This window comes from Nocardia sp. Tas62D01 (assembly GCF_055232035.1).
In genome coordinates, this window is record NZ_JBUYUZ010000001.1 from 4,615,715 (window position 1) to 4,641,803 (window position 26,089).

At 66.3% G+C, this 26,089-nt stretch carries 27 protein-coding genes and 3 pseudogenes; 19 read left to right on the top strand and 11 right to left on the bottom strand.

Annotation, left to right across the window (positions count from 1 at the left end; genetic code table 11):
* Positions 1–60 precede the first annotated feature (60 nt).
* The 9 genes and pseudogenes from ACV7NQ_RS21880 to ACV7NQ_RS21920 form a co-directional block, all read left to right on the top strand.
* Positions 61–1,135 (top strand): annotated as a pseudogene (locus ACV7NQ_RS21880) (IS256 family transposase); the annotation flags it as partial.
* Between the two features lie 249 nt (positions 1,136–1,384).
* Complete coding sequence (locus tag ACV7NQ_RS21885) at positions 1,385–2,614, top strand: IS110 family RNA-guided transposase (RefSeq protein ID WP_463365766.1); 1,230 nt, start codon at positions 1,385–1,387, stop codon at positions 2,612–2,614.
* Between the two features lie 20 nt (positions 2,615–2,634).
* Positions 2,635–2,772 (top strand): annotated as a pseudogene (locus tag ACV7NQ_RS21890) (IS256 family transposase); the annotation flags it as partial.
* 137 nt (positions 2,773–2,909) lie between these two features.
* Positions 2,910–3,338: a hypothetical protein gene (locus ACV7NQ_RS21895; protein ID WP_463361368.1), complete on the top strand. Its 429-nt coding sequence runs from the start codon at positions 2,910–2,912 to the stop codon at positions 3,336–3,338.
* A 500-nt stretch (positions 3,339–3,838) separates the two neighbouring features.
* Positions 3,839–4,138, top strand: a complete 300-nt coding sequence (locus tag ACV7NQ_RS21900) for a helix-turn-helix domain-containing protein (protein WP_463361369.1) — start codon at positions 3,839–3,841, stop codon at positions 4,136–4,138.
* Between the two features lie 17 nt (positions 4,139–4,155).
* A complete protein-coding gene (locus ACV7NQ_RS21905) occupies positions 4,156–5,490 on the top strand; it encodes a Mu transposase C-terminal domain-containing protein (RefSeq protein WP_463361370.1) in 1,335 nt (444 codons plus the stop codon).
* Positions 5,487–6,389: a TniB family NTP-binding protein gene (locus ACV7NQ_RS21910; RefSeq protein ID WP_463361371.1), complete on the top strand. Its 903-nt coding sequence runs from the start codon at positions 5,487–5,489 to the stop codon at positions 6,387–6,389. The genes ACV7NQ_RS21905 and ACV7NQ_RS21910 overlap by 4 nt, the downstream gene beginning before the upstream one ends.
* Entirely contained in the window at positions 6,386–7,693 is a 1,308-nt protein-coding gene (locus ACV7NQ_RS21915; RefSeq protein ID WP_463361372.1) for a TniQ family protein, read from the top strand. Before ACV7NQ_RS21910 ends, ACV7NQ_RS21915 begins: the two co-directional genes overlap by 4 nt.
* 76 nt (positions 7,694–7,769) lie before the next feature.
* Positions 7,770–8,909, top strand: a complete 1,140-nt coding sequence (locus ACV7NQ_RS21920) for a TniQ family protein (protein WP_463361373.1) — start codon at positions 7,770–7,772, stop codon at positions 8,907–8,909.
* On the opposite strand, the gene ACV7NQ_RS21925 is transcribed toward ACV7NQ_RS21920, so the two are convergent.
* Positions 8,906–9,589, bottom strand: a complete 684-nt coding sequence (locus tag ACV7NQ_RS21925; protein WP_463361374.1) for a hypothetical protein — start codon at positions 9,587–9,589, stop codon at positions 8,906–8,908. The genes ACV7NQ_RS21920 and ACV7NQ_RS21925 overlap by 4 nt on opposite strands.
* A gap of 81 nt (positions 9,590–9,670) precedes the next feature.
* Here ACV7NQ_RS21925 and ACV7NQ_RS21930 point away from each other — a divergent pair, with 81 nt between their 5' ends.
* The 4 genes from ACV7NQ_RS21930 to ACV7NQ_RS21945 all read left to right on the top strand — a co-directional run bounded on the left by ACV7NQ_RS21930 (position 9,671) and on the right by ACV7NQ_RS21945 (position 13,321).
* The gene (locus ACV7NQ_RS21930; RefSeq protein WP_463361375.1) at positions 9,671–10,096 is read left to right on the top strand and encodes a hypothetical protein; all 426 of its coding nucleotides are present in this window, start codon (positions 9,671–9,673) and stop codon (positions 10,094–10,096) included.
* A 297-nt stretch (positions 10,097–10,393) separates the two neighbouring features.
* Positions 10,394–11,833 carry an NF041680 family putative transposase gene (locus ACV7NQ_RS21935; RefSeq protein WP_463358523.1) on the top strand — a complete coding sequence of 480 codons (1,440 nt, stop codon included), beginning with the start codon at positions 10,394–10,396 and terminating at the stop codon, positions 11,831–11,833.
* Between the two features lie 196 nt (positions 11,834–12,029).
* On the top strand, positions 12,030–12,482 hold the full coding sequence (locus tag ACV7NQ_RS21940; RefSeq protein ID WP_463361376.1) for a hypothetical protein: 453 nt from the start codon (positions 12,030–12,032) through the stop codon (positions 12,480–12,482).
* Positions 12,483–12,793: 311 nt separating this feature from the next.
* Positions 12,794–13,321: a hypothetical protein gene (locus ACV7NQ_RS21945; RefSeq protein WP_463361377.1), complete on the top strand. Its 528-nt coding sequence runs from the start codon at positions 12,794–12,796 to the stop codon at positions 13,319–13,321.
* 259 nt (positions 13,322–13,580) lie between these two features.
* Here the strand turns inward: ACV7NQ_RS21945 and ACV7NQ_RS21950 are convergent, their stop codons facing one another.
* Positions 13,581–13,946: an SMI1/KNR4 family protein gene (locus ACV7NQ_RS21950; RefSeq protein WP_463361378.1), complete on the bottom strand. Its 366-nt coding sequence runs from the start codon at positions 13,944–13,946 to the stop codon at positions 13,581–13,583.
* Between the two features lie 234 nt (positions 13,947–14,180).
* Positions 14,181–15,002, bottom strand: a complete 822-nt coding sequence (locus ACV7NQ_RS21955) for a hypothetical protein (protein WP_463361379.1) — start codon at positions 15,000–15,002, stop codon at positions 14,181–14,183.
* Between the two features lie 546 nt (positions 15,003–15,548).
* Here ACV7NQ_RS21955 and ACV7NQ_RS21960 point away from each other — a divergent pair.
* From ACV7NQ_RS21960 to ACV7NQ_RS21975, 4 genes are all read left to right on the top strand, one after another.
* A complete protein-coding gene (locus ACV7NQ_RS21960; RefSeq protein WP_463361380.1) occupies positions 15,549–15,884 on the top strand; it encodes a hypothetical protein in 336 nt (111 codons plus the stop codon).
* Positions 15,884–16,456, top strand: a complete 573-nt coding sequence (locus ACV7NQ_RS21965) for a recombinase family protein (RefSeq protein ID WP_463361381.1) — start codon at positions 15,884–15,886, stop codon at positions 16,454–16,456. Before ACV7NQ_RS21960 ends, ACV7NQ_RS21965 begins: the two co-directional genes overlap by 1 nt.
* Positions 16,457–16,476: 20 nt before the next feature.
* Positions 16,477–16,740: a hypothetical protein gene (locus tag ACV7NQ_RS21970; protein WP_463361382.1), complete on the top strand. Its 264-nt coding sequence runs from the start codon at positions 16,477–16,479 to the stop codon at positions 16,738–16,740.
* A 386-nt stretch (positions 16,741–17,126) separates the two neighbouring features.
* Positions 17,127–17,594, top strand: a complete 468-nt coding sequence (locus tag ACV7NQ_RS21975; RefSeq protein WP_463361383.1) for a hypothetical protein — start codon at positions 17,127–17,129, stop codon at positions 17,592–17,594.
* Here ACV7NQ_RS21975 and ACV7NQ_RS21980 read toward each other — a convergent pair.
* The 7 genes and pseudogenes from ACV7NQ_RS21980 to ACV7NQ_RS22010 form a co-directional block, all read right to left on the bottom strand.
* Positions 17,591–17,857: a hypothetical protein gene (locus ACV7NQ_RS21980; protein ID WP_463361384.1), complete on the bottom strand. Its 267-nt coding sequence runs from the start codon at positions 17,855–17,857 to the stop codon at positions 17,591–17,593. The two genes, ACV7NQ_RS21975 and ACV7NQ_RS21980, sit on opposite strands and share 4 nt — an antisense overlap.
* Positions 17,858–18,487: 630 nt before the next feature.
* Positions 18,488–19,954, bottom strand: coding sequence for a hypothetical protein (locus tag ACV7NQ_RS21985; RefSeq protein ID WP_463361385.1), 1,467 nt, complete (start codon positions 19,952–19,954; stop codon positions 18,488–18,490).
* 189 nt (positions 19,955–20,143) lie between these two features.
* The gene (locus ACV7NQ_RS21990) at positions 20,144–20,473 is read right to left on the bottom strand and encodes a helix-turn-helix domain-containing protein (protein WP_463358547.1); all 330 of its coding nucleotides are present in this window, start codon (positions 20,471–20,473) and stop codon (positions 20,144–20,146) included.
* Positions 20,470–21,591 carry a tyrosine-type recombinase/integrase gene (locus ACV7NQ_RS21995; RefSeq protein ID WP_463358548.1) on the bottom strand — a complete coding sequence of 374 codons (1,122 nt, stop codon included), beginning with the start codon at positions 21,589–21,591 and terminating at the stop codon, positions 20,470–20,472. Before ACV7NQ_RS21995 ends, ACV7NQ_RS21990 begins: the two co-directional genes overlap by 4 nt.
* A 363-nt stretch (positions 21,592–21,954) precedes the next feature.
* Entirely contained in the window at positions 21,955–22,404 is a 450-nt protein-coding gene (locus ACV7NQ_RS22000; protein WP_463361386.1) for a hypothetical protein, read from the bottom strand.
* Positions 22,401–23,633, bottom strand: coding sequence for a tyrosine-type recombinase/integrase (locus ACV7NQ_RS22005; protein ID WP_463361387.1), 1,233 nt, complete (start codon positions 23,631–23,633; stop codon positions 22,401–22,403). The genes ACV7NQ_RS22000 and ACV7NQ_RS22005 overlap by 4 nt, the downstream gene beginning before the upstream one ends.
* Positions 23,634–23,810: 177 nt before the next feature.
* Positions 23,811–24,028: pseudogene (locus ACV7NQ_RS22010) on the bottom strand (transposase); the annotation flags it as partial.
* 185 nt (positions 24,029–24,213) lie between these two features.
* Between ACV7NQ_RS22010 and ACV7NQ_RS22015 the strand changes: the two are divergent.
* Positions 24,214–24,516: a hypothetical protein gene (locus tag ACV7NQ_RS22015; protein WP_463361388.1), complete on the top strand. Its 303-nt coding sequence runs from the start codon at positions 24,214–24,216 to the stop codon at positions 24,514–24,516.
* Between the two features lie 279 nt (positions 24,517–24,795).
* Positions 24,796–25,572, top strand: coding sequence for a transposase family protein (locus ACV7NQ_RS22020; RefSeq protein WP_463361389.1), 777 nt, complete (start codon positions 24,796–24,798; stop codon positions 25,570–25,572).
* 50 nt (positions 25,573–25,622) lie between these two features.
* Here the strand turns inward: ACV7NQ_RS22020 and ACV7NQ_RS22025 are convergent, their stop codons facing one another.
* Entirely contained in the window at positions 25,623–26,054 is a 432-nt protein-coding gene (locus ACV7NQ_RS22025) for a winged helix-turn-helix transcriptional regulator (protein WP_463361390.1), read from the bottom strand.
* Between the last annotated feature and the right edge of the window lie 35 nt (positions 26,055–26,089).

Here is a 26,089-nt window from a genome sequence, read left to right on the forward strand (position 1 = left end):
ATGGTAGCCGAGCTGGACGCGACCCGAGCGGCGCCGCCGGAGGGTGACCTGATCCGGCAGATGGTGGACCGCGCCCGCGCTGACGGTTTGCGGCTGACCGGTGAGGGCGGGCTGCTGGGGCAGCTGACGAAGGCGGTGATCGAGTCCGCGCTGGAAGGCGAACTCGATGACCACCTCGGCTACGGCAAGCACGACCCGGCCGGCCGTGACGGGGAGAACTCCCGCAACGGCAAGCGAGCCAAGACGGTGCTGACCGACACCGGCCCGGTCGAGATCAGTGTGCCCCGCGACCGCGGAGGCAGCTTCGCCCCGAAGCTCGTAGCGAAACGCCAGCGCCGCCTGTCGGGGGTCGATGACATGGTGATGTCGTTGTCGGCCAAGGGATTGACCCACGGTGAGATCTCCGCGCACCTGGCCGAGGTATACGGCGCCGATGTCTCCAAGCAGACGATTTCCACGATCACCGACCGCGTGATCGAGGGTATGGGCGAGTGGGGAGAACCGGCCTTTGGACTCGGTGTATCCGGTGATCTTCATCGACGCGGTCAATGTGAAGATCCGCGACGGCCAGGTCGCCAACCGGCCGATCTATGTCGCGTTGGCGGTGACCCGCGAAGGCACCCGAGAGGTGCTGGGGCTGTGGGCCGGGGAGCACGGCGACGGGGAGGGCGCGAAGTACTGGCTGCGGGTGCTGACCGAGATCAAGACCCGCGGCGTCGCCGACTGCCTGATCATGGTGTGCGACGGACTCAAGGGCCTGCCCGACGCGATCAGCGCGGTGTGGCCGCAAACGATCGTGCAAACCTGTGTAGTTCACTTGCTGCGCAACAGCTTTCACTACGCTTCTCGCAAGGACTGGTCCGCGATCGCGAAAGACCTCAAACCCGTCTACACCGCGGCGTCGGAGTCCGACGCGCTCGACCGGTTCGCCGAGTTCAGCGAGAAGTGGGAGAAACGGTATCCCGCGATCATCCGGTTGTGGACCAACGCATGGGCGGAGTTCGTGCCGTTCCTGCAGTTCGACAAGGCAATCCGCACCCTGATCTGCACCACCAACGCCATCGAGTCCATCAACGCCCGCATCCGCCGCGCCGTCAACGCCCGCGGCCACTTCCCGAACCAGCAGGCCGCCCTAATGAGATGTAGCGGGTCGGTCGATCGGGCAGACTCGCTACTGGTAGCGGCTGGTAGGTGAGCACTGATTGGCCCCGGACTTCGAGTCCTGCTTTGAGATCGTGCCCCTGCCGGTCGGCCGGGAGAAATGGATCGCTGATGGGATGTCGTGCCTGCCGCATGACGGCGTGAGCACCGATTCATTAGGTCGCCGACGTTCTCCCGCACGCTGCCGGATTTGGTGTCCGACAACGATGAAGAGGGAACAGCTGTGCTGCTGGTCGGTGATGACTGGGCCGAGGACCACCACGATGTCGAGCTGATGGATGAGGCCGGGAAACGGCTGGCCAAGGCTCGATTACCGGAAGGGATCGCCGGGATCACCCGGCTGCACGCCATGATCGGTGAACACCTCGGCGACGACGCCGATGCCGCGCGGGTACGGATCGGGATCGAAACCGATCGTGGCCCGTGGGTCGCGGCGTTGATCGCGGCCGGCTACACGGTGTACGCGGTGAACCCGTTGCAGGCGGCCCGGTTCCGGGAACGCCGCAGCGTTTCGGGTGCGAAGAGCGATGCCGCCGACGCGCATACCCTTGCCGACATGGTCCGTACCGACGCGCACCAGTTGCGTCCGGTCGCCGGGGACAGTCCCGCCGCAGAAGCGGTGAAAGTTGTTGCGCGAGCACATAAAACGTTGATCTGGGAACGCACCCGCCACACGCAGCGGTTACGGTACGCGTTGCGGGAGTACTTCCCCGCCGCTTTGGAAGCGTTCGACGACCTCGACGCTCCCGACGCCCTGGAGCTGCTCGGCAAGGCACCCGACCCGGCCGCCGCGGCGCGGTTGTCGCTCAACCAGATCCGGGCCGCGCTGAAGCGGGCCGGCCGCCGCGGCGACCTCGACGCTAGAGCCGCCCGTATCCAGGCAATCCTGCGCAGCGAGCAGCTGGGCCGCAACCAGGTCATCGCGGCGGCCTACGCGGCAGGGACCCGCGCCGCGGTCGCGGTCCTGGCCACCCTCGACGAGCAGGTGAAAGTCCTGCAAGGGGAGGTCGAGGCCCATTTTGGCCGGCACCCGGCCGCTGAGATCATCTTGTCCCAGCCAGGACTGGGCAAGATCCTCGGCGCCCGGGTGCTCGCCGAGTTCGGGGACGACCCCACCCGCTACGCCAGCGCCAAGGCCCGCAAGAACTATGCCGCGACCAGCCCCATCACCCGCGCCTCGGGGAAAATGAAGGTCGTCGCGGCCCGGTTCGTGCACCAGGACCGGCTCGTCGACGCGCTGATGGCCCAAGCATTCAGTGCGCTCAACGTATCGCCGGGAGCCCGCGCCTACTACGACAAGCAACGCGCCCGCGGCCTAGCCCACCGTGCCGCCCTGCGTCAGGTCGCCAACCGGCTCGTGGGCATCCTCCACGGCTGCCTCAAATCCGGAACCCTCTACAACGAGACCACCGCCTGGACACACCACACCCAAGATCAACAAGCCGCAGCTTGACAAGCTAAGCCCTGGGATGTCTCAAATGCGTCTATCTCGCGGTCATGAGTCTCGACCCCACCGGCAAAGGCCGCAAACGCTGGTCCAACCGTTGGAAAGACGCCCTCAACGCCTTCGAGATCACCTTCGACGGACGCCTGTCCGCCGCACGAAAGTAACCGAGCAATCAATCAGTTACACCGGAAACTTGACAGTCCCGTTACCGGCCGTGGGAAGAGCATTGCGGCGCGGGCTGCCGCTGTCAGGCATGATCCTGCATGGTTCGGAAGACTCGACGGAACGGAGCGCCTCAACCATGCGGGTATCGGGGAAGACAGTAGCGATAGGCATGACGCTGGGCGTCGTCGTGGGAGGGATCGTGGCCGGTGCTGGCCCGGCCGGTGCCGCGACCCCCGCCTCGGTGTGCGGGGCCGGTTATAACGAGATCGATCATCACGACATCTACGGCGCCGTCGTGCACCTGCTGTACGACGGCAGCACCGATTGCGTTGTCACCTGGCGGAATACGCCCGGGACCGCGGTCAACATGGACGCCGAGGTCATGACGTTCATCAACGGAAACTGGCAGGGGCCGATAGATTCCGGGAACTACACCACCTACGCCGGTCCGGTCCGGGTACACGCGCCCGGGATCTGCATCGAATGGGGTGGTACCACTTACTTCCCGAGCAACCCCAGCAATGCGGGCAATGGCTACAAGTCGCCGCCGTCGCACTGCAACTAGGCCGTGTCTAAACGGTAGTTCTGGTTGAGGGTGCCGCTGTGCGGCACCCTCAACCAGTTGGTCGGATCATGTTGTTGGCGTGGGTGTGTCGGCACGTGGGGTCCAGTGACGCGAAAAGTCGCGCTAAGCCGACCCGGGTGGGTCGGATTGACCGATTCCGGGTGATTGCTGAGCGTTGTTGCGGCTCTGGTGGTTTCATGAGCGTCTGTGCGGGATGAGGGTGTGGCGCCGGGGTATGGCCAGTTCAGAGCGAAGCGCCGTCGGTCGATGTCGAAGGGACCGCATCACGGAGGCGGGTGTCGAGAAATGATCGGTTGTTGAACACCGGCCCGGTCGGAACGAATTGTGATTGTTCGAAGTCGCGTTCAGTACTGACCTGCGGGTTCGGTTCTGGTTGAAGAGGACTTCGATCATCGGCGTGTCTCGAACTCCGGTTCAGTAGCGTGCTTTTCGCTCGTACTCGTCTTCAGTGAGGGATTGGGATGGCCGGGGATTCGTCGGTGGCTGATCGGGGTGTGTTGACCGCGGAGGAGGCGCGCTGGCAGGTGGCGGTGCGGCGGGCGGAGGTGATCGGCAGTTTGGCGAGATTGGATCGGGTGAGCGTGGCCGCTGCCGATGAGGCTGCCGCAGAGTTGGGGGTGACGCAGCGGCAGGTGTATGCGCTGGTGAAACGGTGGCGGGCTGGTGAGGGGGTGGCGTCGGATCTGCTGCCGCGCCGTTCGTCGGGTGGCCGGGGTGGTGAGCGGCTGCCTGATGAGGTGGAGGCGATTGTGCGGACGGTGCTGCGGCGCGGTATCTGACCCGTCAACGGCGGTCGGTGGCGGTGATCTGCCGGGAGATCGATCGGGAGTGCAAGGTGCGCGGGTTGCGGCCGCCGTCGCGGTCGGCGGTGCAACGCCGGATCGGCAGGCTGGATCCGGTGAAGGCCGTGGCGGCGCGGGAGGGCCAGGGCGCGGCGCGGTCCCGCAGGCCCGCCGGCGGGACCGCGCCGCCGGTGACGGGGGTGTTGGAGCGGGTGCAGATCGATCACACTCCGGCGGATGTGATCGTGGTCGACGAGCATCACCGGCTGCCGATCGGGCGTCCGTATGTGACGGCGGCGATCGACGAGGCCACCAAGTGCGTGCCCGGGTTCGTGCTCACTCTGGAGGCACCGTCGGCGACCTCGGTGGGACTGTGTTTGGCGCACATGGCGATCAACAAACGCGCGTGGCTGGAACGCATCGGGGTGCAGGCTGTGTGGCCGATGAGCGGCAAACCCGCCCAGCTGTATACCGACAACGCGGCGGAGTTCAAGAGCGAGGCCCTGCGGCGGGGTTGTGACCAGCACGGCATCGCGATCGACTACCGCCCGCCGGGTGCCCCGCATTACGGCGGGATCGTGGAACGCCTGGTCGGGACGATGATGCGGATGGTCCACGAATTACCGGGTACGACGTTTTCCGACACTCGCGAGCGCGGCGACTACGACAGCGACGCGAAAGCCGTTCTCACTCTTGCCGAGTTGCAGCGGTGGATGGCGTTAGCGGTGGCCTGCTATCACGGTGAACCCCATGACGGTTTGGGCGGGCGGACCCCGGGCGGGGTGTGGGCGGAGAAGGTCGCTGCCCAGGGCGCGCCACCGACGGTGACGAACGAGACGGCGTTCCTGGTCGATTTCCTGCCGGTGGAGCGCAGATCGGTGCGGCGCACCGGGTTTGTGCTCGATCACGTGCAGTACTACAGCGACGCCTTGAAGCCGTTGATCGCGCGGCGGGAGCAGTTGGGGAAGGTGGTGCTGCGCCGCGACCCGCGCGATATCTCCCGGATCTGGGCGCTGCATCCGGAGACCGGCGAATATCTGGAGGTGCCGTACCGGACGTGGTCGCGGCCGGCGATCAGCCTGTGGGAGCAGCGCGCGGCGGTGGCCCGGTTGCGGGAGCAGGGCCGCGCCGAGATCGATGAGAACGCGCTGTTCGCGATGGTCGAGCAGATGCGCCACATCACCGCCGACGCGACCGCGACAAGCCGCCGAGCGCGCCGCAACACCGAACGCCGCAAGGCGACCCCGGCACGCGGCCGGGCCCAAACCCTGCCACCGGCACCACCCGCGCCGGGACTGGGTGCGGAGCCGGTGGCGGTGGCGCCGTTCGAGGTGATCGAGCAGTGGTGAGTATCGGTGAGCCGGTGGATCTGTCGCATCTGCATCCGTCCGCGCAGCGACCGGCGATGTTGCCGGACGCTGAGCGGATCCAGTACGTGCGGGCGGATCGGTGGATCGGCTACACCCGCGCGACCGAGGCTTTGGCCCGGCTCGACGGCTTGCTGAGCATGCCCGGCAAGCAGCGGATGCCGAACCTGCTGCTCATCGGCGCGACGAACAACGGCAAGTCGATGATCATCGAGAAGTTCCGCCGCGACCACCCGCCGGTCTCACATGAGGATCGCGAGGAGATCCCGGTGCTGACCATGCAGATGCCCTCGGAGCCCTCGGTGTCGCGCTTCTATGTCGCGGTACTGGCCGCCCTCGGCGCGCCGATCCGGCCGCGGGCACCGCGGCTGGCCGAGCTGGTGCTGCGCCTGCTGCGGGCTTGCGGTGTGCGGGTGCTGGTGATCGACGAGCTGCACAATGTGCTCGCCGGGAGGGGAGACACGCGCCGGGAGTTCTTGAACGTGCTGCGGTTTCTGGGCAACGAGTTGCGTGTTCCGCTGGTCGGGGTCGGCACTCGGGACGCCTATTTGGCGATCCGTTCGGATCCGCAGCTGGAGAATCGGTTCGCGCCGTTCACGCTGCCGTTGTGGGAGCCCGGAGACCAGGCGTGCGCGTTGCTGGCGAGTTTCGCGGCGTCGTTCCCGCTGCGGCGGTCCTCGTCGATCGCGACCGAGGAGATGGCGTCGTACCTGCTCACCCGGTGTGAGGGCACGATCGGCGAGCTGACCGCGCTGTTGTCGGACGCGGCGATCGCGGCGATCGAATCCGGGGAGGAGACCATCAACCAGCGCACCCTGCTGCTGGCGGAGTATGCGGGGCCGACCGAGCGGCGGCGGATGTTCGAACGCGAGCTGGCGTGAGCCCAGCGCCGCCGCGCCGCTGGCCGCTGCACCCGCCCCCGGGTGCGCTGGAGTCGCTGTCGTCGTGGCTGGACCGGCTCGCCCGTATCTACCAGGTGCCGGTGGCCGATCTGCTCGGCCCGAATCTCGGTGTGCTGGTCAGCATCCGCGATGTTCTCGACGAGGATCTGCCCCCGACGGTGTTCACCGCGCTGGCCGAGCGCACCGGTGTGCAGGCCGGGCAGGTGCGGGCGATGACGCTGCCCGGGTGGGCGCCGTGGCTGTTCGACGCCTACCCGCTGCCCGAACGCGACGCCGAGGACGGGTTCTACACCTATGTCCGCCAATATTCGGTGCTGCTGGCGCCACGGGAGGCACCGCGTTTCGAGGTGACCCATCGCCGCCGCTGGCGAGGCCCCTGGATTCCGCAACGCCCGTTACGCCGATCGTGCCCACAGTGCGCGGCCGGGCCCGACCCGGCCCGCGCGCTGATCTGGCAGTTACCGCTCACGGTGAGCTGCCTCGAACACCGCTGCCGGCTGGCGCTAGACACCGAGGCATTCGCAGCCGAGGCAGCAGGACAGCCCAACGAGGCAGTTCCGGTCCGCGAACCGGTGGCGACCCTGGACGGCTACACCCGTCAAGCCCTCATCGATGCCTCGGTGCGGTTGCCGGGCCGCACGATCCACGCCGGGGTGTGGTTCCGGCTGCTGCGCTGTCTGCTCGACGAACTCAGCCTCGCCGGTTCCACCATCACCCTCGGTTCGGAGCGGCTTCTCCAACAGATCTGGGACGCGACCGGTGAACCGGTCCGCGCCGGGCTGGCGGTGTGGCAGCCCTACGAGAATCTGGAATGGCCCATCCAGGAGAAGCTGCTGACCGCCGCCGCGACAGCTCTATCCCTGGCCGACGACCGGCGCATCCGGCCCCGGGGCACTCTCGCCTCGTTGCTGACCGAACCGCAACCGCTGCCCGTCTACGACGGCGACCCACCACGGCCACCGGCTCCTCCTTCCCCTGCCGAACGGGCCGGGCGGGACTTCATGCAGGCGATGAACGCCTGGTACGCGCGGGCCCGCATCGATGCCGACGCCGCGCGCGCGGTGCTGCGGCTGCTGACCGCGCTCGATTCGAAATCGGCGCACGCCACCCGGCACCGCGACGTGCTGATCGGTGAGGGCATCCCCGCGCGATTCCTGCGCCAGGATCTGCTGAGGTGCCCAGGCCGACGCACCCGCGACGAAACCGAAACCCTGCTGGTGGCCGAAGGGTTCGATCCCGGCGGGTGGCCTATGAGCTGGACTGTTGCGTCGCCGAGACGATAGCGCTGTGGGAGGTTCCCGACGAGGGCGTGCTGATCGACAACGACGAACTCGGCCAGATCCGCGCCCGCTTGGAGTTGTGACCGTGCCCCGATGGCCGCTACACCCGCACCCGGGCCCGATCGAATCGTTGTCATCGTGGCTGCAACGGCTCGCCACGGTCTATCAGCTGCCGGTGAAGGTGCTGCTGGCGGACCTGTGCGCCGATTCCGGGCTGAACATGCGCCTGGTCACCTCGACCTTTCCGCCGCCAGCGCTGCTGGACGCGCTCGCCGACCGCACCGGCGTCCCGGTGCCCCGGCTGGCGACGATGACCCTGTCCGGGTGGGTGCCGTGGCTGTTCGAGAAACTGTGGCCGCGCGAGTTCGAGCAACAGCAGCTGTTCGACAACTACGTGGGGCGCCAATCGGTGTTGCTGCTGCCCGGCACCATCAAGCGCGACATCGTCCGCCGCGTCAAATCCCGATGGCCCGCGCCCTGGCTGCCGTACCCGCGCAGGCCGCGGGCCTGCCCGGTCTGCGCCATCGACCCGGACCGGGGCCGCGCCCTGGTGTGGGATCTGCCGCTGATGATCAGCTGTGTCGAGCACCGCTGCCGCCTCGAACGCGCCGGCGCCGTCACAGGCGGCGACGCCCCGGTGGTCGCTGTGGACGAGACGGTCACCACGATGGACGGCTACACCTACCAAGCACTCACCACCGGGCTGGTGCGGCTACCGGGCCGCACCGTGCACGCCGGGGTGTGGTTTCGGCTGCTGCGATGCCTGCTCGAAGAACTCTGCGTGTCCCGCCTCTCATGCAGCGCCCGCACGGGCGAGGTCCTGGAAACCATCTGGGACACAATCGAACTCCCGATGCGCGGTCGAATCACGATGCTGGAACCGTATGAGTGCCTGGACTCCGATGTCGCCGAGACGCTGATGCGCGCCGCCGCGTTGGCGCTGGCACTGGCCGCCGAACGATCCATTCCGGCACTCGGGGAACTCGGGTCCGCACTCGCCCCGGTGCCGTACCAGCCCGTGCCGCCCGGAGATCCCCCAGCGCGACCCTCCGCGCCGCCGCGGCGCGATCTGCTGAATCCGCCCCGCTGGTGGCCCGCCGCACCGGTGCAGGCCGGACCACCACGGGACTGGTCACAGATCGCTCGACGTTATGCGCTCAAGCGAGGGTTCCCGGCATGGGTCTTCGGTGGGCTCACCGATGAACCCGGACTCGACTAGCTGTCGGGGTGATCCGGGCACACCGGCCCGGCGTCGGTGACACGCCAGCGGCGCACCGACAGCCAGCGCCGTACCAGTGCCGGGATTTCGCCGGTGTCGAGGAGTTCGGTGGCGTAGACGCCGGTGAGCAAGGGGCCGCCGCAGTCGCAGGCCGCGCACTCGATGTCGGCGATCGGCACGTCGCGGGGCCGGCACCGGTGGCAGTGGCGGGCCTCGATGAGGCCGCCGTCGTCGGCCGGTTCGAGCCAGACGACCTTGATGTCTTCGAGGAGTCGTCCGCGTTCGGCGGTCTCGAGAGCGGTGTAGCCGCAGGTGCCGTTCGGGCAGACCGCGGGGGGCTCGGGCAGGTTCATGCGAGCGGTCTGCTTGAGCCGCCACGCCAGATTCGGCCGCTCGCGAGCGAACTCCCGTGTGCTGCTGCTGGTTTCAGCGTGTTCGCTGGCACTGTTGTCGTCGGCCGCAGGGAGCGGCCGGATGGGATCGGGTTCGGGTGCGACCTCACCGAAGTCGAACAGGCCGTTCGGTGCTGCCTCCTCCACCACTGCGCTGGAACCGCCCGGGGAACCGGGTCGACCGTCGATGGGATCACCGGCCGGGACACCGAGGGTTTGCGGTGTGGCGGTTGCGGTTTCGGTGATGGCCGACACGACATCCGGTGCCTGGTCTGCCGTGTCGACCACGGCGGTGGCCGGTGCACTGGTTGTCGGGGGTGGGTCGGCGGGCCCGGAGTGGGTCCGGGTGCCGATGCTGTTCTTGTCGAGGTGTCCGTAGAGGGTGCCGCGTTTGACGCCGAGGATGTCGGCGGGAAGACCAGGGACGGTCGGTTCGGGTTGCGCCGTGTCACGGTCTCAAAGCGGATGCGGGCCAAGCTGGCAGAGGTCAAAGACCAGCTGCTGCGGAACCGGCATCAGCCCGTCCCCGAGCAGGGCCGATGGCTAGCAAGCGTGGTGCGCGGGCACTGCGCCTACTACGCCGTGCCCGGCAATAGTGAGGCGATACGAGCGTTCCGCACCCAGGCGGCCAGGCACTGGTACCGGGCGCTGCGGCGCCGCAGCCAGCGCACCCGTCTGAACTGGGAACGCATGGACCGCCTCGCCACTCGATGGCTGCCCCAGGCCCGGATCCGGCATCCATGGCCGAGCGTGCGATTCGACGCCCGCACCCAAGGCAGGAGCCCAGTGCGGTAGTTCCGCTCGCTGGGATCTGCGCGGGGGGCCGCCCGAAAGGGCGGTCCCTACCGCGACCGCCCGGATCTGTGGGAGCCCAGGGGTGAGATCCCCCTGGGCCACCCGACCTCAGCTTGATTTTTAACCTCCGGGTCACTGCCCGCCGACCGTCCGGGTCGGTGTTGGAGCGGTTCGATCATCGAAACGTGTTGCTGCCGTGTTGATTTAGGGACGAATTTCGGCGTGTCGCCGTGACATGGAGCGGCCACCGCATCATCATCGTCGGGTTCCCGCTAAAGAGCCTGATGAGAAGTTGTGGTGGCCGTGCCTGTCAGTGTGCCCGAAGTATTTCGTCCGGTCGAGTCGGCGCGCCCGTCGGGACCGGAATCGCTTGCCGCGTTCCGCAATTCGTTCTATGAAAGCCTGACCGCGCGCGCCGACGCGCTGTTCGAACTCACCGACGCGGTGCTGTGCGACGACGGACCGGTCACCACGCTGGTCGGACTGTGTCTGACCGGGGAATATCGACGCGGCCACGGCGCCCTCTACGACGGTCTGAACGCCGGAAGTATCGACATCGCCCGGCTCCGGCGCGCGATCACCGCCACGACCACGGTCGGGCGAGACGACGAAGGTGCGATCATGCTGGCCGTCGATGCCAGTCCGTGGCTGCGTCCCGACGCGGCGACCAGCCCCGATCGATCGTTCTGCCATGTCTATGGCCGTGGCAGGGGGCAAGCGCAGATGATCCCGGGCTGGCTGTTCTCCTACGTCGCCGCGCTGGAGCCCGGCCGGACCTCTTGGACCACGATCCTCGACGCGATACGGCTGCACCCCGACGACGACGCGACCGAGGTCACCGCCGCCCAGATCCGGGAAGTCGTGCAACGCCTGCAAGCCGCCGACCTCCATGTTCCCGGCGACCCGCACATCAAGATCGTGTTCGATGCGGGCTACGACATCACATGCCTGGCATACGAGCTCGCGGATCTGCCCGTGGTCCTGATCGGGCGAATACGCTCCGACCGCGTCCTGGCCTTCCCCGCCGAACCCCGTGCGGGCAAGAGGGGCCGTCCCGCCAAGCACGGCCCCGACTTCGCGTTGTCCGACACCGGGACCCATCCCGAGCCCGCTGTCGTCACCACCACCGACACCGACCGCTACGGCGCCGTGCGTGCGACGGCATGGAACCGTCTGCACCCCAAACTCGCCCGCCGAGGATCCTGGGCCTACCACGACGGGGAACTGCCGATCATCGAGGGCGTCGTCATCGGGCTTCGGGTGGACCGGCTACCCGGCGACCGCAACCCGAAACCACTGTGGCTATGGTGTTCGCAACCCGACATCGCCGACCCCGCCATTATCGACCGAATCTGGCGAACCTTCCTGCGGCGCTTCGACATCGAGCACACCTTCCGGTTCCTGAAACAGACCCTCGGGTGGACCAAGCCGCGTATCCGCGACTCCGCCGCCGCCGACCGCTGGACCTGGCTCATCATCGCCGCACACACCCAACTCCGCCTCGCCCGAGGACTCACCGAAGACCTCCGCCACCCCTGGGAGAGAAAACCAACCAGCCCCAGCCGCCTCACCCCAGCCCGCGTCCGCAGGGGATTTCGCCACCTCCGCCCGACAACCGCTCTTCCGGCCCGCGCGCCGAAACCCTCACGGCCGGGTCCCGGACGCCCGCCCGGCGCAAAAAACATCCGACGCGCACCACACCAGGCGGTCGGTAAGACCACCACGGCTGCCAGTTAGAGGTTAAAAATCAAGCTCAGGCGATCCGCTGAATCGGGATTACGTCGGTTACTTCCCGTGCATGACCGAAGAGGAGGCATGGACAGCAGGCCGGGGCGTATGGAGGGCGAATTAAGAACGTTTGTCGCGGGAGAAGTTTGCACTGATCATCGGTGACGGTCGGGTATGCGCCGTTGGCGAGATCCACGGTGTGTCCGTGCATGAGGATCGGGTGGCCGTCGATGGCAAGGTGCTGGCCGAAGGTCACCCGGTTCGCGACGCCTGGCTCGGCAAACCGGATCCGGTAGTCAACGCCTCGCAGAATCCGGTCGGCTACTGCGACTTGCCGGAGGAAGCCGAGTTCCGCGAACGCCCCTGCGGCTGCGGGTGCGGGGAGATCTCGACCCGCGATTTCCTGCCCGGCCATGATGTGCGCGCCTTCCAGGATCGAGTGCGCAGGATGTTCGCCGGATCGGCCCTGGAGTTCATCCACTGGGTCGACCGCATGGCCGGCGAACACGGCCTACCCGTACTCGACATCCGATCCCACCCCGCCGTTGCGGCAGGCCCCGGCGACCATGGTGAGCCGCCGAGTCCGGAGCCTGGCGATCCGGTGCCGTCCGATTCGGCAGATTCGTTGTCCGGCAACGAATCTGTCGGAGCTTCCTGAGAAGCTCGGCGGGAGGCCGCGGTCCCGTCACCCCCTTCGGGGCAGTGGTCGAGGCGGCCCTGGTCTGTGGTTGATATTTTGTGCATGGTCGGTCACTGACCGGGTAGTTACATCGAATTCGCGGCGGAGTGTTGCGCCTCATGCTGACTTCCGTGAACGTGCACTGAACAAGATCAGCTTCCCGGATTGAGCAGGAGACTCGCGATTCCCCATGCTGGGGGGAGTCGATCGATCGCCGGTTTGGTGAGATGTTCTCGTGCCGGATCGCCAGGACTACGGGTCCCGTTCGTCGCGGGAAGTCAGGTGATGTGTTGAGTCTGCAAGAACTGGAGGAGGCCGTTCCAGCCCTGCTGGACATCCGGTCCGTCGAGCGTCGAAGCATCGACTGGGAGTTCATCCGGCGCGAGACCGGAATCCTATTGCCTCCGGACTTCGTCGCCCTCGCGGAGGCATACCCGCCTTTCACGGTGGACGATTTCCTGGCGCTGCGCATTCCGTCCCCCGGCGAGGAGAAGTACTTCGTCAGCGGCGCGCGGGAGCTACTGGGTGATTTGGCGATGCTTCGTGATGCTGGGATGTCGCATGGTCATGTTCCGTTCCCCGAGCCGGGCGGACTGTTCCCCTGGGGCGGTTCCTGCGAGGGTGATTACTTCAATTGGAAGACATCGACAGAGGACAGTACGTCGTGGTCGGTTCTGGTCAGTGGTCATAACGACGACTGGTGCGGATATGCGGGAGACCTGACCTCTTATCTCGCGGGGTTGGTGCGCGGGACTATTCCCCCGGACGGTTTGCCGCCGGACTTCCCAGGTCCGAGGCCGGTCATCGAAGCCGATTGACGTACGACACCGGGCTCGCCGTACCCGGCGCGGCCCAGCCGGCCGGTATCGGGGCCGCGGACACCGGCCGCTCGATGCTGCCCCATCGGTGATCTCGGCTCCAGGTGCCTGCCGGGTGCGTACGCGCCGCGCCCCATTCACGGCCTGCTGTCCGGTCGTTGGGGGCCTGGTCCCGTAGATTTTCGCCGAGAATCGGGCAGGTTTGTCGTTATCGATTGGTAGAGAAGAGGTTTCGTGTCCGGCTCAACGCTTTTGTTTTTCAAGCCTGTGCACGTAGCGCAGCGGGGCGCCCCGCAGATCGATGCTGAGAGGGCAGGGGTCGTGCTCGTCCAGGATCAGCCTGCAGCATCTCCCAGATGCTGCGGGCGTTCTCCGTCTCGTCTTCGAAGGTCTCATCGTCGAGGTAAATGCTCTCCTTGGGCAGCGGCATCAGGATGACGATCCCGTGGATCCCGTCGGCGATGACGAACTCCCCAGCGCCATAAATGGACATGAAGGCCATGTAGTCATGTGGGAACCGCGTGCCCCATCGCGCCTCGGCCACGGACCAATCGATTTCCTCGTCCGCACCGTGGTCCGGCGGCAGGATCTTGGTCAGCGCAGCGATACCCGTCGGGTCTTCCATGGCAATCCCTTCGACTATATGGCCGCGAGCCTAGGAGGTCGCACCGACAAGCGCCGCGACTGCCGCGTCAGCGGTCCAGTGACTCCGGCAATTGTTCGCGGCAGTACCTCTTGGGCCGCTCGTATTGATAGCCCCAACGCGTGGTGGACTTTTCGCGGATCTGATCCCAAACCCCGTTTCGAACACGCGACACGCGACATGTGGCATGTGCGGATGTTCGGATTCGCTGGCGGCTCAACCCCTCAACAGCACGTGGGGGTGCTCCGGCGATGCCGGGCAGGCGCCGATGACCAGATCCCATACGTCACCTATGTTGATCTTGGTGGGTGAGGCCGTGCCGTCGGCGTGCCGGTCCTCGTAGGGGACCCAGCTGTCGTCTTGCCATTCCGCGGAGGCGATGGTCAATACCGGTTCGGTGGGTGTCCCGCAGGCCGGGCACGGCTCGACCCACGGATCGCTGCGTGCCCAGGCGACATAGCCGCCGATCTTCCACCCGGGTGCCACGGATAGCCCCATCTGGTACGGGCTTTCGGTCCACACACCGAGGTCCTTCACCTCGATGCCGAGGTATCCGGCCTCCCACCGCTGCAGCTGCTCATAGAGATCCTCGTCGAGCTCGAGCGCTGAGGGATACTCGGTCACTTGTTCCGGCGCGATCGTGCACGGTTCGGGAACGAACTGCCCGAGCCCGTCTTGAACCGTCACAGGCTCGGGGGGATCGGCCAGAATGTCGGTGGTCGTGGCCGCGGACCGCCACACGACAGTGGTCTTGGGGAGCAGTTCGTCGTCGTGCTCGAACGGGCACCACAACACTTGCAGCAGATCCTTGCCCGCGGGCGCTCGCAGACCGGGAACGTCGCGGACATACAGTTGCGCGATCGGCAACATGGCGACCGGGCCCTCCGGTAGCACCGGATCGGGGTCGAAGAGCTGCTGAAACCTCGCCAGATCCTCTGGTGTGTCTTGCCATTGGTAGTCGTCCTCGCTCGGCACGGCCTGATCGCGGACGGTGTCGTGGTCCTGGTGCTTCGACCGGGCCTGCTTCAGCGACGTCACCTCGCCTGTGTGCACGTCGTGACAGTGTGGCCAGGGCTCACCCGCTGGCCACAACAGGGGCCCGCCCACGGAACTGTCGTGGCACGAAGGGGAGCCGGGGCGAGGGTGCAGCCGAGTCGCGGTCCGGGCAAGCGGCGCCAGGGCTGGAAAGACGGCTGCTATATCGACCGGTCGGGGCGCGGTGGTGCGGGTCATGCAAGAACCTCCACGAAAGGCGCGATGTCCGTCCGGCGGGCGGCCCCGCGTCGGGGGTGCCGCGATGCGAGTCACCAGGCTAAATCGCCCGTCTCATCAGCCTCTTCCCAAGAGCGGGGAAGGCCGGGCGAACACCCGAGCCGCGAAGCTCAGGGACGATACCGGCATGGTCATCGGGGTCTATCGCCCAACTGAACAGTACTTCGGACATCGCTGAACGGCACTTCGAACATCGACAGTTGCCGCCGAAGGACTCCCAGCTCACGAAGTCTCGAAATCTTATCTCGAAATAGCGTCGCGAAAATATGCTACGGAGTAAGATTATGAGATAACCGAATTGGAGGAGGACCCGTGCAGCTGCCGGAGATAAGACTCGCACCCAGGCTGAGAGCCCTGCCCGATCTCGATCACTACGAAATCCACGCAGGCGCCCTCACCGACAACCACATCGGCCGGACCATCGCCGTCAAGACCGATACCGCCGTCGTCACAGGACCACTTGCGTCGCTCACCGAATCACGGCTCGAAGGCGGGGCGCGCATCATCCTCAATGTCCGAACGGAGAGCACCATCGGCGAACTCATCCTCGGGCTGCACCCATCCCACCCTGTCACCGTCCTTCCGGCCGACCACACACTCACCCTCACCCTCACCATCACTCCGCGCGGGGTCGGTGGGATGCGGTGATGGAGTTCGGCTACGCCCGGGTCTCGACCACCCACCAGGACCTCGAACGGCAGCTCGTCGCGCTGCGCGAGTACGGCATCCCCGACGAGCGGATCCACACCGACCGCAAGACCGGCGCGACTATGGACCGCCCCGGGTGGGGTCGCCTGCAGCAGATGCTGCGCGAGGACGATCGGATCGTGGCCACCAACCTCGACCGGTACGGCCGCAACCTGCGCGAGTGCCTCAACATCGTCCACGAACTGCGCGAGCAGGGCGTAGGGATCAAGACCCTCAAGGACCCGATCCCCATCGACACCAGCGACACCTCACCCATGGCCGAGCTCGCCGTGGCCCTGCTGGCGCTGTTCGCGCACATGGAACGGGTGTTCATGCACGAGCGCGCCGCCCACGCCCGCGAAGTCGCCGCCGCGAAGGGTGCCCGCGCCGGTCGTCCACGCAAACTCACCCCCGACCAGTTGGTCACCGCCCGCGCCGCCCTGGCCGCTGGACAGCGACCCGACGCCGTTGCAACGTCGGTCGGCGTCTCCCGCGCCACCCTCTACCGCCACCTCGCCGAACAGGCCGAATAACCAAAAGTAAGGACTGCGCCATGGCAAATCACGACTACACCGCCTATATCGTGACCGATCTGACAGACCTTCCGCCGCGCCGACAGATGGTGACGGTCGATGACGTCGGCCCGAAATGGCCCACCGGCGCCATCTACCGCGGTCACCTCGTCGGCGCCTACAACGACGCGGACGTGATCGCCGACGCCGAGCAATCCCTCAACGCCGCCGGGTGGGAGCCGACCAGCCACTGGACCGCCGACAACATCGGCTGGCGTGCTCGCGTGACGCGATCGAACACGTGATCGGGGCCCTGAGCGAACCTTGATTCGGCGCGGAATATTATTCGTCCGAAAATTAAGATCCGAGCCCCCCGTTGCTGGTCAACGGGGCTCGGGTTCGTTAGCGGGTCAGTCTTCGATGTGAGGTGGGTCGTCGGGGTATCGCCACCTGATCCGGCTAGGCGGGCCTTATCGGCGGTCAGGCCGCCGAAACGGCCGTTTTCGCAAGGGTTGCACTCACCGAATTGGCGCCGAAAGCGATCAGCTCGTGGCTATCGAGAGGCAGGCCGAAGGCGTGCCCGTTCCCGAACCCGATCGTCGTCCCTGGTTGGGGGGAGGACCCGAATACGACAGAAAGGGGCCGCGCCGGATCCGTTGTCCCTGCGGCCCTCTATGGCTACGGTGACCGGGTGAGTGACGCTCGAGGGCCCAAGCGCAGCGGTGATCTGACCGATGAACAGGCCGCCATGCTGCTGCGGTCCTTCACCGAGACCATCACCGAGGCCGGGGAGATCGCGCAGATGCTCTCCAAATACGTCAAGGCCGGCGGCCGGGACTGGGAGACATTCGAACGGCTACTGGATCATTGGGCACGCCAGGGCCTGGAGATGGTGTTCGCCGGGCGCGGTGCCTTGCGTCCCGAGCTGGGCGCTTTATCGGATCAACGGATCGCCGAAGCGGCCGGGAACGGTGATGCCGGGATGCGGGCGCATCTGCATCGGAAACTCGTGGCCGCAGTCCTGACCATGGTGTGGTACGCGGGCGAGCATCACCTGATCGAGGCCGAAGACTGGCCGGACGACTTGGCCGCCGTGGTCCTCGGCGCGATACAGCAGGCCCCGGGCATCAACGACGATCCGATGATGAACCACCTCTAGAGGTCCGCCGGGGATGACCGGCCGCTGCGAAGGCTCTTCGCTACGCCTCGAAGCTGCTCTTCCATCTCGTAGATCTCTGCCTTGAGGTTTTCGAGCTTGGTGCGGACCGCGCTGCGGGCGTCGGCCGCTTCGTCGGTCAACGACTGCTGGTCCGACCAGTCGGAGTTCAGCCAATCGCGCACGTCCGACAGTGCTGCGGCCGCGTTATGCGCTGCGGCCGCCGCGTTGGTGAAGATCTGCTCTTGTGTCGGCAAGGCGTTCACGTGGTCGCTCCTTTGTCGGTTGTACGGATCGGTTCGCCGTTGCTGTCGAGTCCTCTGCTTCTGAGCGCCGCCGTCAGCATCTCGTCCTCTTGACGCTGCATCTCGGCCAACGCCGGGGTGAGTGTGATCGTGCCTTGGTTCCTGTCGGTTGCGGTGGTTGTGGTCGACGCGGTGTGTCCTGGGGGGCGGTGACCAGATTCGAGAAAAGTCTCGTTAAACGGTTTCGCTATGACCGAGCAGCGGCCGGAGCGTGTTCTACCGCAGATAATTCGCGGAGTCACCCTCCCTGGAGAGGCGCTGTTCGCCCAGTTCAGTAGCGTTACTAGATAAGGGGCTATTACCTGCGGTTTGTCAATGGCCAAGTTGAAGTCCCCGCCGGTGGCCAGGGAAAGTCCCCACCCCCTTGCCGGGGGTGGGGGTGGTTAGGTCAGGGGCGTTCACCTCGCTTGGTCCGGTGTTTCATGCGGTAGGAGTCGCCGTCGGTGATGACGACGGTGGCGTGGTGGAGCAGGCGAAAGCGCGCGGGTTCGCCGATTCTCGGTGGTGGTATGCGATGAACCCGTGCGTGGTCGGGTGGTGTGTGGTCGAAGCGGGTCGGGTTCGCGGATGTGGGCGGTCGTCGGCGGGTTGTTACCGGGGTGTGGTGGAGCGGCGTTCGGGGTGGGCTGCTTGGACGTAGGTGATGGCGGTCTTGGCGGTTATGCCGAAGACGCGCATGAGGTGGACGGGGTCGGCGGTGTGTGCGGCTTCGTCGAGGATGCGGTCGCGGCGGAGTTGGGATGGGGTGAGACCGAGCCGCTCGAAGATGATGTCGATGACCCGGTGGGAGACGGGTGGGCGCGTGGCATCGGCTGCGGTCACCTGGCTGACCAGCAGGTGGGGGTTGGAGGTTCGGCTCCAGAGGCGCCGCCGCTGGTGTAGCCAGTCGAGCGCGAGGGTGTGGGTGAGTTCGTCGAGGTAGACGGTGTGGTGTCGGGTTTGTCGTCGAACCAGCAGCCGTCCGGCGGATAGGTCGAGATCGTTCAGTTGCAGGTGGGTGGTTTCTTGTTTGCCCAGGCCGTGGATGGCGATGAGGGCGACGACGAGTTTGGCCATCTGCCCTTCGGTGCGGTCGATGAGACCGTGCAGGCGGTCGGTGGGAATCGGGACGGGCAGGCGACGCATCGCGGTCAGGGTGATCCCGCGGGTGGGATCGCGGAAGATGCGTCGTTCTTGTTTGAGGGCGCGGAACAGGCTGTGCAGGGCCGAGAGCAGGTTGCGGGCTGTGACGGGTGGTTGCCGGTCGAGGGCGGATTGGATGTCGGGACCGGTGATCTCACGCAGGCTGGTGACGGACTCGGTCCAGATGGCCAGCGTCGGCCGCAGGCAGTTCAGGTAGGAGCGGATCGTGGCGAAGGGGAATTGTGGGTGTGGTCGGCGTCCTTCGCCACGCAGAACACTTATCCAGCAACCGATTTCATCGGCGAGGGCATCGGGAAGGGTGTCGATGCGCTGCTGGATGGCCCGTTCGATGGTGTCGCCTTGGCGGGCGGGGTCGGCGATGACCATGCCGTGAGCGTCGAGGAACTGCAGGACGCGTCGGATGGCGGAATTGGGGCGGTGGTCGGCGACCGCACGGATGTCGGCTTCGGGGATGGGGGCGGCTGCGCCGAGCCAGCCCAGCAGGACCCGCAAGGTCATCGCCCCGGCGTTGCGGGGCATCGGACCCCACCCGTGGTTTCGTGCGTGCTGCTGGAACTCCTCGAGCAGGGCTGTGGCTGCCGGTGTCAGCTCAGGCAGGGCATTGGGGGAACCGACGGTGAAGCGACTCCAGTCTCGACGGGCGTCGAACAGCATGATCTGCGTGGGGTCGAGCAGGTGAGGTGATATCGATGGCGCGGGAGGCCGTGGGGTCAGCCGCCGTCGTTGCTGCGGGGTCGGCACCAGGTCGGGGAAGGGTTTTCCCGTTGCGGCACTTGGGTTTTTCCACTTCGCGGGCAGAACGATCGGGGTGGCCCGAAACGAGCGCAGTTCCGGCAGGATCAGCGTGAGTTGCGTCGGGCGGCCGGGCACGGGATCGAGCAGCCATCCGGGATCGTCGACACGCAGGACTTGCAAGCACGAGCGGCAGAGTCCCTCGTCGCTGACATGGTTGCGATGCCGACATCGCAAGCACGGCTTGCATTCTGGGAAGGCGCGGCGCCATTTCCCGCAGGGGGCGCAGGTGGTGTATTGCCGTCTCTCGCCCCAGCCCAGGCAGACCGGGCACTGCCCGATCGGCCAGTTCCTCGGTGTCGCTGTCACGGGTCAGTTCGGCGGCATCGATCGTTTGGTCCCGCCGCGGCGGGCGGTCGGTCGCACGGGTTCATCCGTCCCACCGACGGCCCGATTGGTTTGCCGCTCTTGCTCATTGGCGGTCGTGAGGGGCTCGGCTTCCAGGAGATCGGCGACCGTGCACTGCAGTGCGGCGCATATCTTGTCCAGGTCATCGAGCCTGACCGTGGTGGGTTTGTTGCTCCAGAGGGCGGCGACTTTGCTCAGCGATGGCGTGAAGCCGACCTCGGCGAATACGGTCATCAGCTCGCTGGGCCGCCAGATGTCGCGTTTGGCCGCGGCCCAGCGCAGGTTCCATTTCATCGCAGGGTTCCTTTGTCCATGACGAGTCGTTGCACCGCTCTCCCGGCTGCTGCCAGGCTCGCGGTTTCCGGGTCGGCGTGTGCGGTGGCCAGGTAGGAAACAGTGGTGGTCGGGCGATCGTGTCCCAATAATTTCTGTACTTCCCAGAGCGACATTCCCCGCTCGTAGTTGTGGGTTGCGCAGGCATGTCGGAGTAGATGTGGATGCAGCTCGGTCACTGGGCCGGTGAGAAACCGGCGGCCGACGGCTTTCAGTGCCCGCCGGAACGTCGACGGGGTGACCGCGATGCCGGGGGTGGCCAGATTCAACGCGGCGACGGCCTGCGGGATCCGCTCGGACGGGAACAGTGGGGCTTCGGAATCGTCTGGGTCGTCGCAGAATTCGGCGCGGACTTCCTCGATATACCACCACAACAGCGCCCGGCCTTCCTCGAACAGATAAGCCTCGCGTTGGCGAGGCCCGGATCCGCGAGCTCCCTTGCCGTGCACCAGGAATCGGCCCCATTGACCGGACTCCCAGTGAACGTCGCCGATCCTCACCGAGCACAGCTCGGCGGCGCGAACGCCGGAGATGTAGGTGAGCTTGCCCATGACGTAGTCGCGGCGGGCGATCGCCGGCTTGCGCGACTGCGGCAGCGATTCCCGCCAGCGGCCGAAGAATTCGCGTGTCGCCCGCTGGGACGGCGGTATCCGCAGCCCGAAGTCGCCGCGATGGGTCGGCCGGTTGAACGGGTCGATCGGCGACTCCACGCCGACGCCGTAGTTGCGGGCGATCTCACCGGCATACCGCTGCTCGAGGAAGGCGAAGTAGCTGTCGATCAGGGTCATCTTGCGGCGCACCGTCGAGCGTGCCCGCTTGCCGACACCCGCGAAGTACTTGTCGACTTGGCGTGGGGTCAGTTGCCACGGCACCAAACCGTAGTACTGGCAGATCTCGATGATCGGCTTGGTCAGCCCATCCAGCGTGGCAGCAGCCAAACCCGCTGTGTCCCTGGCCCATTGATACTCAGCGACTGTATCCAGGAAGAAACTCTGCTCGTCGTCGGCAGTAACCTCGGCGGCCTTGCGCCGCTGGAGCGTGACAACATCTGCTAGCCCCGGCTCGAGGATCGGTTCCACAGACGTTTCATCGCCATCGGGCGTGGCCGCCGGAACGAGCGACAGTGGGCGTGTCCCGGAATCCGGCATGGTGTCGCAGATTACAGCAGCTGCTCCAGGATTCCTGTAATAACTCGCAGATTGCCGGATATGTCTGATCAGGCCATCGAACGGGCCGAGAGCTGCTGAGATGCGTTGACACCAGCGAAATCCGGTTGAAGGAACCCGCACCTACTCCGGTTGTCGAGGATGCTGGCTGCGGTGGTGTGTTCGGGCAGGAACCGGCCCCATTGCTCGAACGGCCAGTGTGAGGCGAGGCACCACGCGCCGTGGACGCGGCATCGGATGCAACCTGCTCAAGACGTTTCGACTGGACCTGGAGCATCAAAATCCGCCATCACTGCTGGTCCAGCCAACTTCGTTGTTTTCCGCGCGATTACTACCGGGACCCCAGGTAGCCGCTGGCATCGGTGCGGCGATGGTCTGCGCCGCGTGCACGAGCGCGGCGACCTCCTCGTCGGTGTAGATATACGGCGTCGGCCGGTGCGCGGGACCCGATAGCAGGTCGGTGGGAGGGACCTCGCAACTCGGGTCGAGCGTGTGCAGGTGACGGGCGAAGGCTCGCACCACGCCCAGCCTGCGGCACCAGTGCGCCGGTGCCGCGGTTCTCGACTCGATCGCCCAGGCCAGCGCCGTCGACACGGTGATGGTTCGCTGCCCGGTCGCGTCGAGCCGGTCGGCGAAGTCCAGCAGCATCCGGCCCTCGGCGTGTAGCCGGTAGCCCAGCGCGCGGCGCATCGCCAGATAGTCCTCGACCCGGGTCCGGATGGTCATCGGGGGGCTCCCTGCGGGCATGGCCGGGCCAGCTCGGCCAGCCGGGCCTGGTCGACCTTGGCGTAGATCGCCGTGGTGCGTTCGTGAGCGTGGCGCAGCAGTTGCCCGATCTCCTCCATCGACGCTCCGGCATCGAGAAGACCGCACGCCACCGCATGCCGGATCCGGTGGGGCCCGAACCGGGCGACACCGGCACGAGCGCAAGCGCGGGACAGAACCTGAGTGACCGATGAGGTCGCCAGGGCTGTGAACGGCGCGACCATGGTCACGAACACCGTGGTGGCGGTCGTCTTCGGCCGCGCATGCAGCAGATACTGCGCCCACGCTTCGCCGACATCACCAGGCAGCGGCAGGACATCGACCCGGCCGCCCTTTCCACGGACGATCACTTCTCCGGTTCGCCAGCCGACGTCGGCGAGTTCGAGACGTGCCACCTCGCCGCCGCGCAACCCCAGACGCGTCAACGACAACACGATCGCGTAGTCGCGACACCCGACCGCGCTGTCACGGTCGCACGACGCGAGCACGGCCCCGATACTGTCAGCCGACGCCGCCCGCGGCACCCCCAGCCGACCAGGATGGGCACGACCGGCCGGGACCGCGCCAGCCAGCAGACCCCGAACATGCCCGGCCACGTGCAGGAAACGCAGCAACGACCGCAACGCCGGCAGTGTCACCATGTCCGGCGGGCGAGGTTCCCGGCGTTGTGCCCACTGCATGACGTAACCGGTGACCTGGCCCGACGACAACCCCGGCAACGACTCGCACGGACCAGGCAGCCATGCCAGGAACAGCCGGGCGCACCGCGGATAGTGCGTGACCGTTCCTACGGACAACCCCCGTTCAGACTCCAGATAACGGCGATACTCGCTCAGCAGAACATCCTGCGGCGTGACCGCAGCGGCCACCGAATGCGGTGGGGCGACCCGCAAACGGCGCAGATACCCCGGTATCGGCGCGACCGCGCGAACGGTCACTCCGATGCGGAGGCCCCGAGCGCGCCGGTCGCGCAGGAACTCTCCGGCCACCTCGCTCGTCAGTCCAGCGCCGGTCAGGCCCCGGCCCGACAGCCAGTCACTCAGATCCGCCAACAGATGCACGTGATCGCCGACCGTGTCCAGGGCATATCCCTGACCAGCCAGCTCGCGGCGCAAGCCGTCGGCGAACGGCGCCAGCGGGCCATCCACGATGATCGGTCCCCAGCGCCGTGCTCCACTTCGAGAGTCCATGGTCGTCTCCTGTCGTCGATGGGACTCATCGACCAGAGACACCACGAACCGGACCCACCACCACGAAATGCCGCTCAACCAGCCTCAGACAGCAACCTCACAACCAATCTCCCAGCCGCACTTCGGCATTACCGTCGGCTCGTCATAAGGTGTGAAATGCCGATCTCGGCATTTCACACCTTTCTTGATGTCGCCTGTTTCGTCCACCACGAGCGTCGCATCGGCATCGCCCAAATGCTCGATCACATAGTCGCGCAGGTCATCTCGCAGACCATCATCGTCCACCGCGGCCGCCGACAGCAGGTGCTGCATCCGACCCGGGCCGGTGTCCCCGGCCTGCTCCGCAACGTCCAGCAGTTCTTGTTCGGCAGCTCCGACACCATCCGGCCAGCATTTTCACCGCCGTGCGGCGGATCTCCACCCGCGCGAACCGCGACTCGATACCCGCGTCAGATCCAGGAACTCCCGCTGCCACCGGCCGCCGTCCACACCCTCACCACCCGACACCGCCAAACCCGTTGCGCCACTCACAAACACGACATGATCACGCCACAGCCACCAGGCCGCCACCCCAACGACGGTGTTCTGCCCGCCGGGTGCGGATCGACTGGTCAGCCTGCATGATCTGGACGCGCGGCCGGTCCATAAGTCCACCATTCCACGCAAGGCCAAGATCTCACCGGCCCGGCGAGCTGTCGACCACAGCCACAGCTTCTGGCGACTGGTCAAGTGGCGCACAGGATCCGAGGGCCGCATCGGCCACCTCAGAGGAGGCTACGGCTGGGACCACAGCCGCCAGGACGGGCGCACCGGAGCGGCGGTCTGGTGCGGATACGGAGTGTTCGCCCACAACCTCACCAAGATCGGCGCCCTCGCCGGGTGACGCGCCAAGAGAACCGCACCGTCACGCCCACGGTGGTAGCACGAACTGCGACCAGATTCCATACGACACCGCATTTTTCAGGTCGCACGAGCTAGGTTCGTGAGCATGTCTCGCGGTCGGCTGGCTGTATGCCTACCACTGGTGCCACTGAGCCTTTTTCATCCTCAGCCGAGAGTTGTTGTCGCCATGGCGGATTGGTGCGGCGTGGCGCCGACGTGAACGGCAAAGCCCCTGGTATATCAGCTGTCGACCAAAATCGCTGTACACCAAGGGCTTCAGATGCTTTTCTACCGGTCCGCGCTGCCGTTGTCACGCCAGACCCTCGACTACGTGGCCGGAGTGATCCGCCGCCACCGCCACCGGATCGGCTCGGTGTGGCGGCGGCTCAACCCGGGCCGGCAAGCCCTGCTCGTACTGGCTTACCTGCGCAAAGGCGAAACCTACAACGATTTGGGCGCCGGATTCGAGATATCGACGGCCACCGCGTGGCGGTATGTCACCGAGACCGTCGAGTTGCTGGCCGCACGAGCGCCGGCACTGCGGAAAGCATTGCAGCACGCCAAGACCGCCGGGCATGCCTATCTGATCCTCGACGGCACCCTGATCGCGATCGACCGGGTCGCCGCCGACCGGCCCTTCTACTCCGGCAAACACCGTCACCACGGGATGAACGTGCAGGTCATCGCCACACCCGACGGTGACATCGTGTGGGTATCGGGTGCGTTGCCCGGCAGCGTGCACGATATGAAGGCGGCATGGATCTGGAGAATTCTCTACGAGCTGGAACGCGGCGGCTGGATTGTGTTGGCCGACAAGGGCTATCACGGTGCGCAGGCACTGCTGACTCCGTACAAGGGCAAGAACAAGCCCGAATCGCAAAAGCAGTTCAACCGTGCCCACGCGAAGCTACGCGGCCCCGGAGAGCGGGCCAACGCGCAGCTCAAAAGCTGGCGCATCCTGCGGAAACTCCGCTGCTGCCCACACAAGACCGGACAACTCGCCAAGGCCATCCATGTTCTACAAGACCGCGAACTCCGCGCTACTCAGCAAGGATGAAAAAGGCTCACTGTCGCTTTCGAGGCGATCGCCACTGCAGCAATGGCACGTCAGCTGATCCCCGCCGGCCCCACATGGCTCGACGCGTTGATCTCGTCGAAGCGGTCGCGGGCTGCTTGGACTTCGTCGATGTTGGACTCGGCCCACTGCTTGATCGCTCGTTGGATCGGCAGTAGCCCGATTCCCAGAGCGGTGAGTTCGTAATCGACGCGGGCGGGTACTGACACGGTTACCCGGCGGGTCAGCAAACCCTCGCGTTCGAGCTTACGCAGAGTCTGGGTCAGCATCTTCTGACTGGCTCCGGCAACGATTCGGGATAGTTCGCTATGGCGGAGGGGTCCGTCGGCGAGAGCACTGAGAATCAGCGTGACCCATTTGTCGCTGATGGTGGCGAGCACTTGGTGCCCAGGACACTCGAGCAAGTTCGCGTTATAGCGCGACCGCTCAATCTCCCGTCGAACGGCCGCCGTAGTCGTAGCCATCTGAACTCCTTGGTCCCTAAGGCACCTGATAGTAC

Excerpts from the sequence above, each read along its gene's own strand:
- ACV7NQ_RS21970 (WP_463361382.1), top strand. The coding sequence starts at position 16,477 with ATGGCAAATCACGACTACACCGCCTATATCGTGACCGATCTGACAGAC.
- ACV7NQ_RS21990 (WP_463358547.1), bottom strand. The coding sequence starts at position 20,473 with ATGAAATGGAACCTGCGCTGGGCCGCGGCCAAACGCGACATCTGGCGG.
- ACV7NQ_RS22005 (WP_463361387.1), bottom strand. The coding sequence starts at position 23,633 with ATGGACTCTCGAAGTGGAGCACGGCGCTGGGGACCGATCATCGTGGAT.
- ACV7NQ_RS22000 (WP_463361386.1), bottom strand. The coding sequence starts at position 22,404 with ATGACCATCCGGACCCGGGTCGAGGACTATCTGGCGATGCGCCGCGCG.
- ACV7NQ_RS21965 (WP_463361381.1), top strand. The coding sequence starts at position 15,884 with ATGGAGTTCGGCTACGCCCGGGTCTCGACCACCCACCAGGACCTCGAA.
- ACV7NQ_RS21950 (WP_463361378.1), bottom strand. The coding sequence starts at position 13,946 with ATGGAAGACCCGACGGGTATCGCTGCGCTGACCAAGATCCTGCCGCCG.
- ACV7NQ_RS22020 (WP_463361389.1), top strand. The coding sequence starts at position 24,796 with ATGCTTTTCTACCGGTCCGCGCTGCCGTTGTCACGCCAGACCCTCGAC.
- ACV7NQ_RS22025 (WP_463361390.1), bottom strand. The coding sequence starts at position 26,054 with ATGGCTACGACTACGGCGGCCGTTCGACGGGAGATTGAGCGGTCGCGC.
- ACV7NQ_RS21895 (WP_463361368.1), top strand. The coding sequence starts at position 2,910 with ATGCGGGTATCGGGGAAGACAGTAGCGATAGGCATGACGCTGGGCGTC.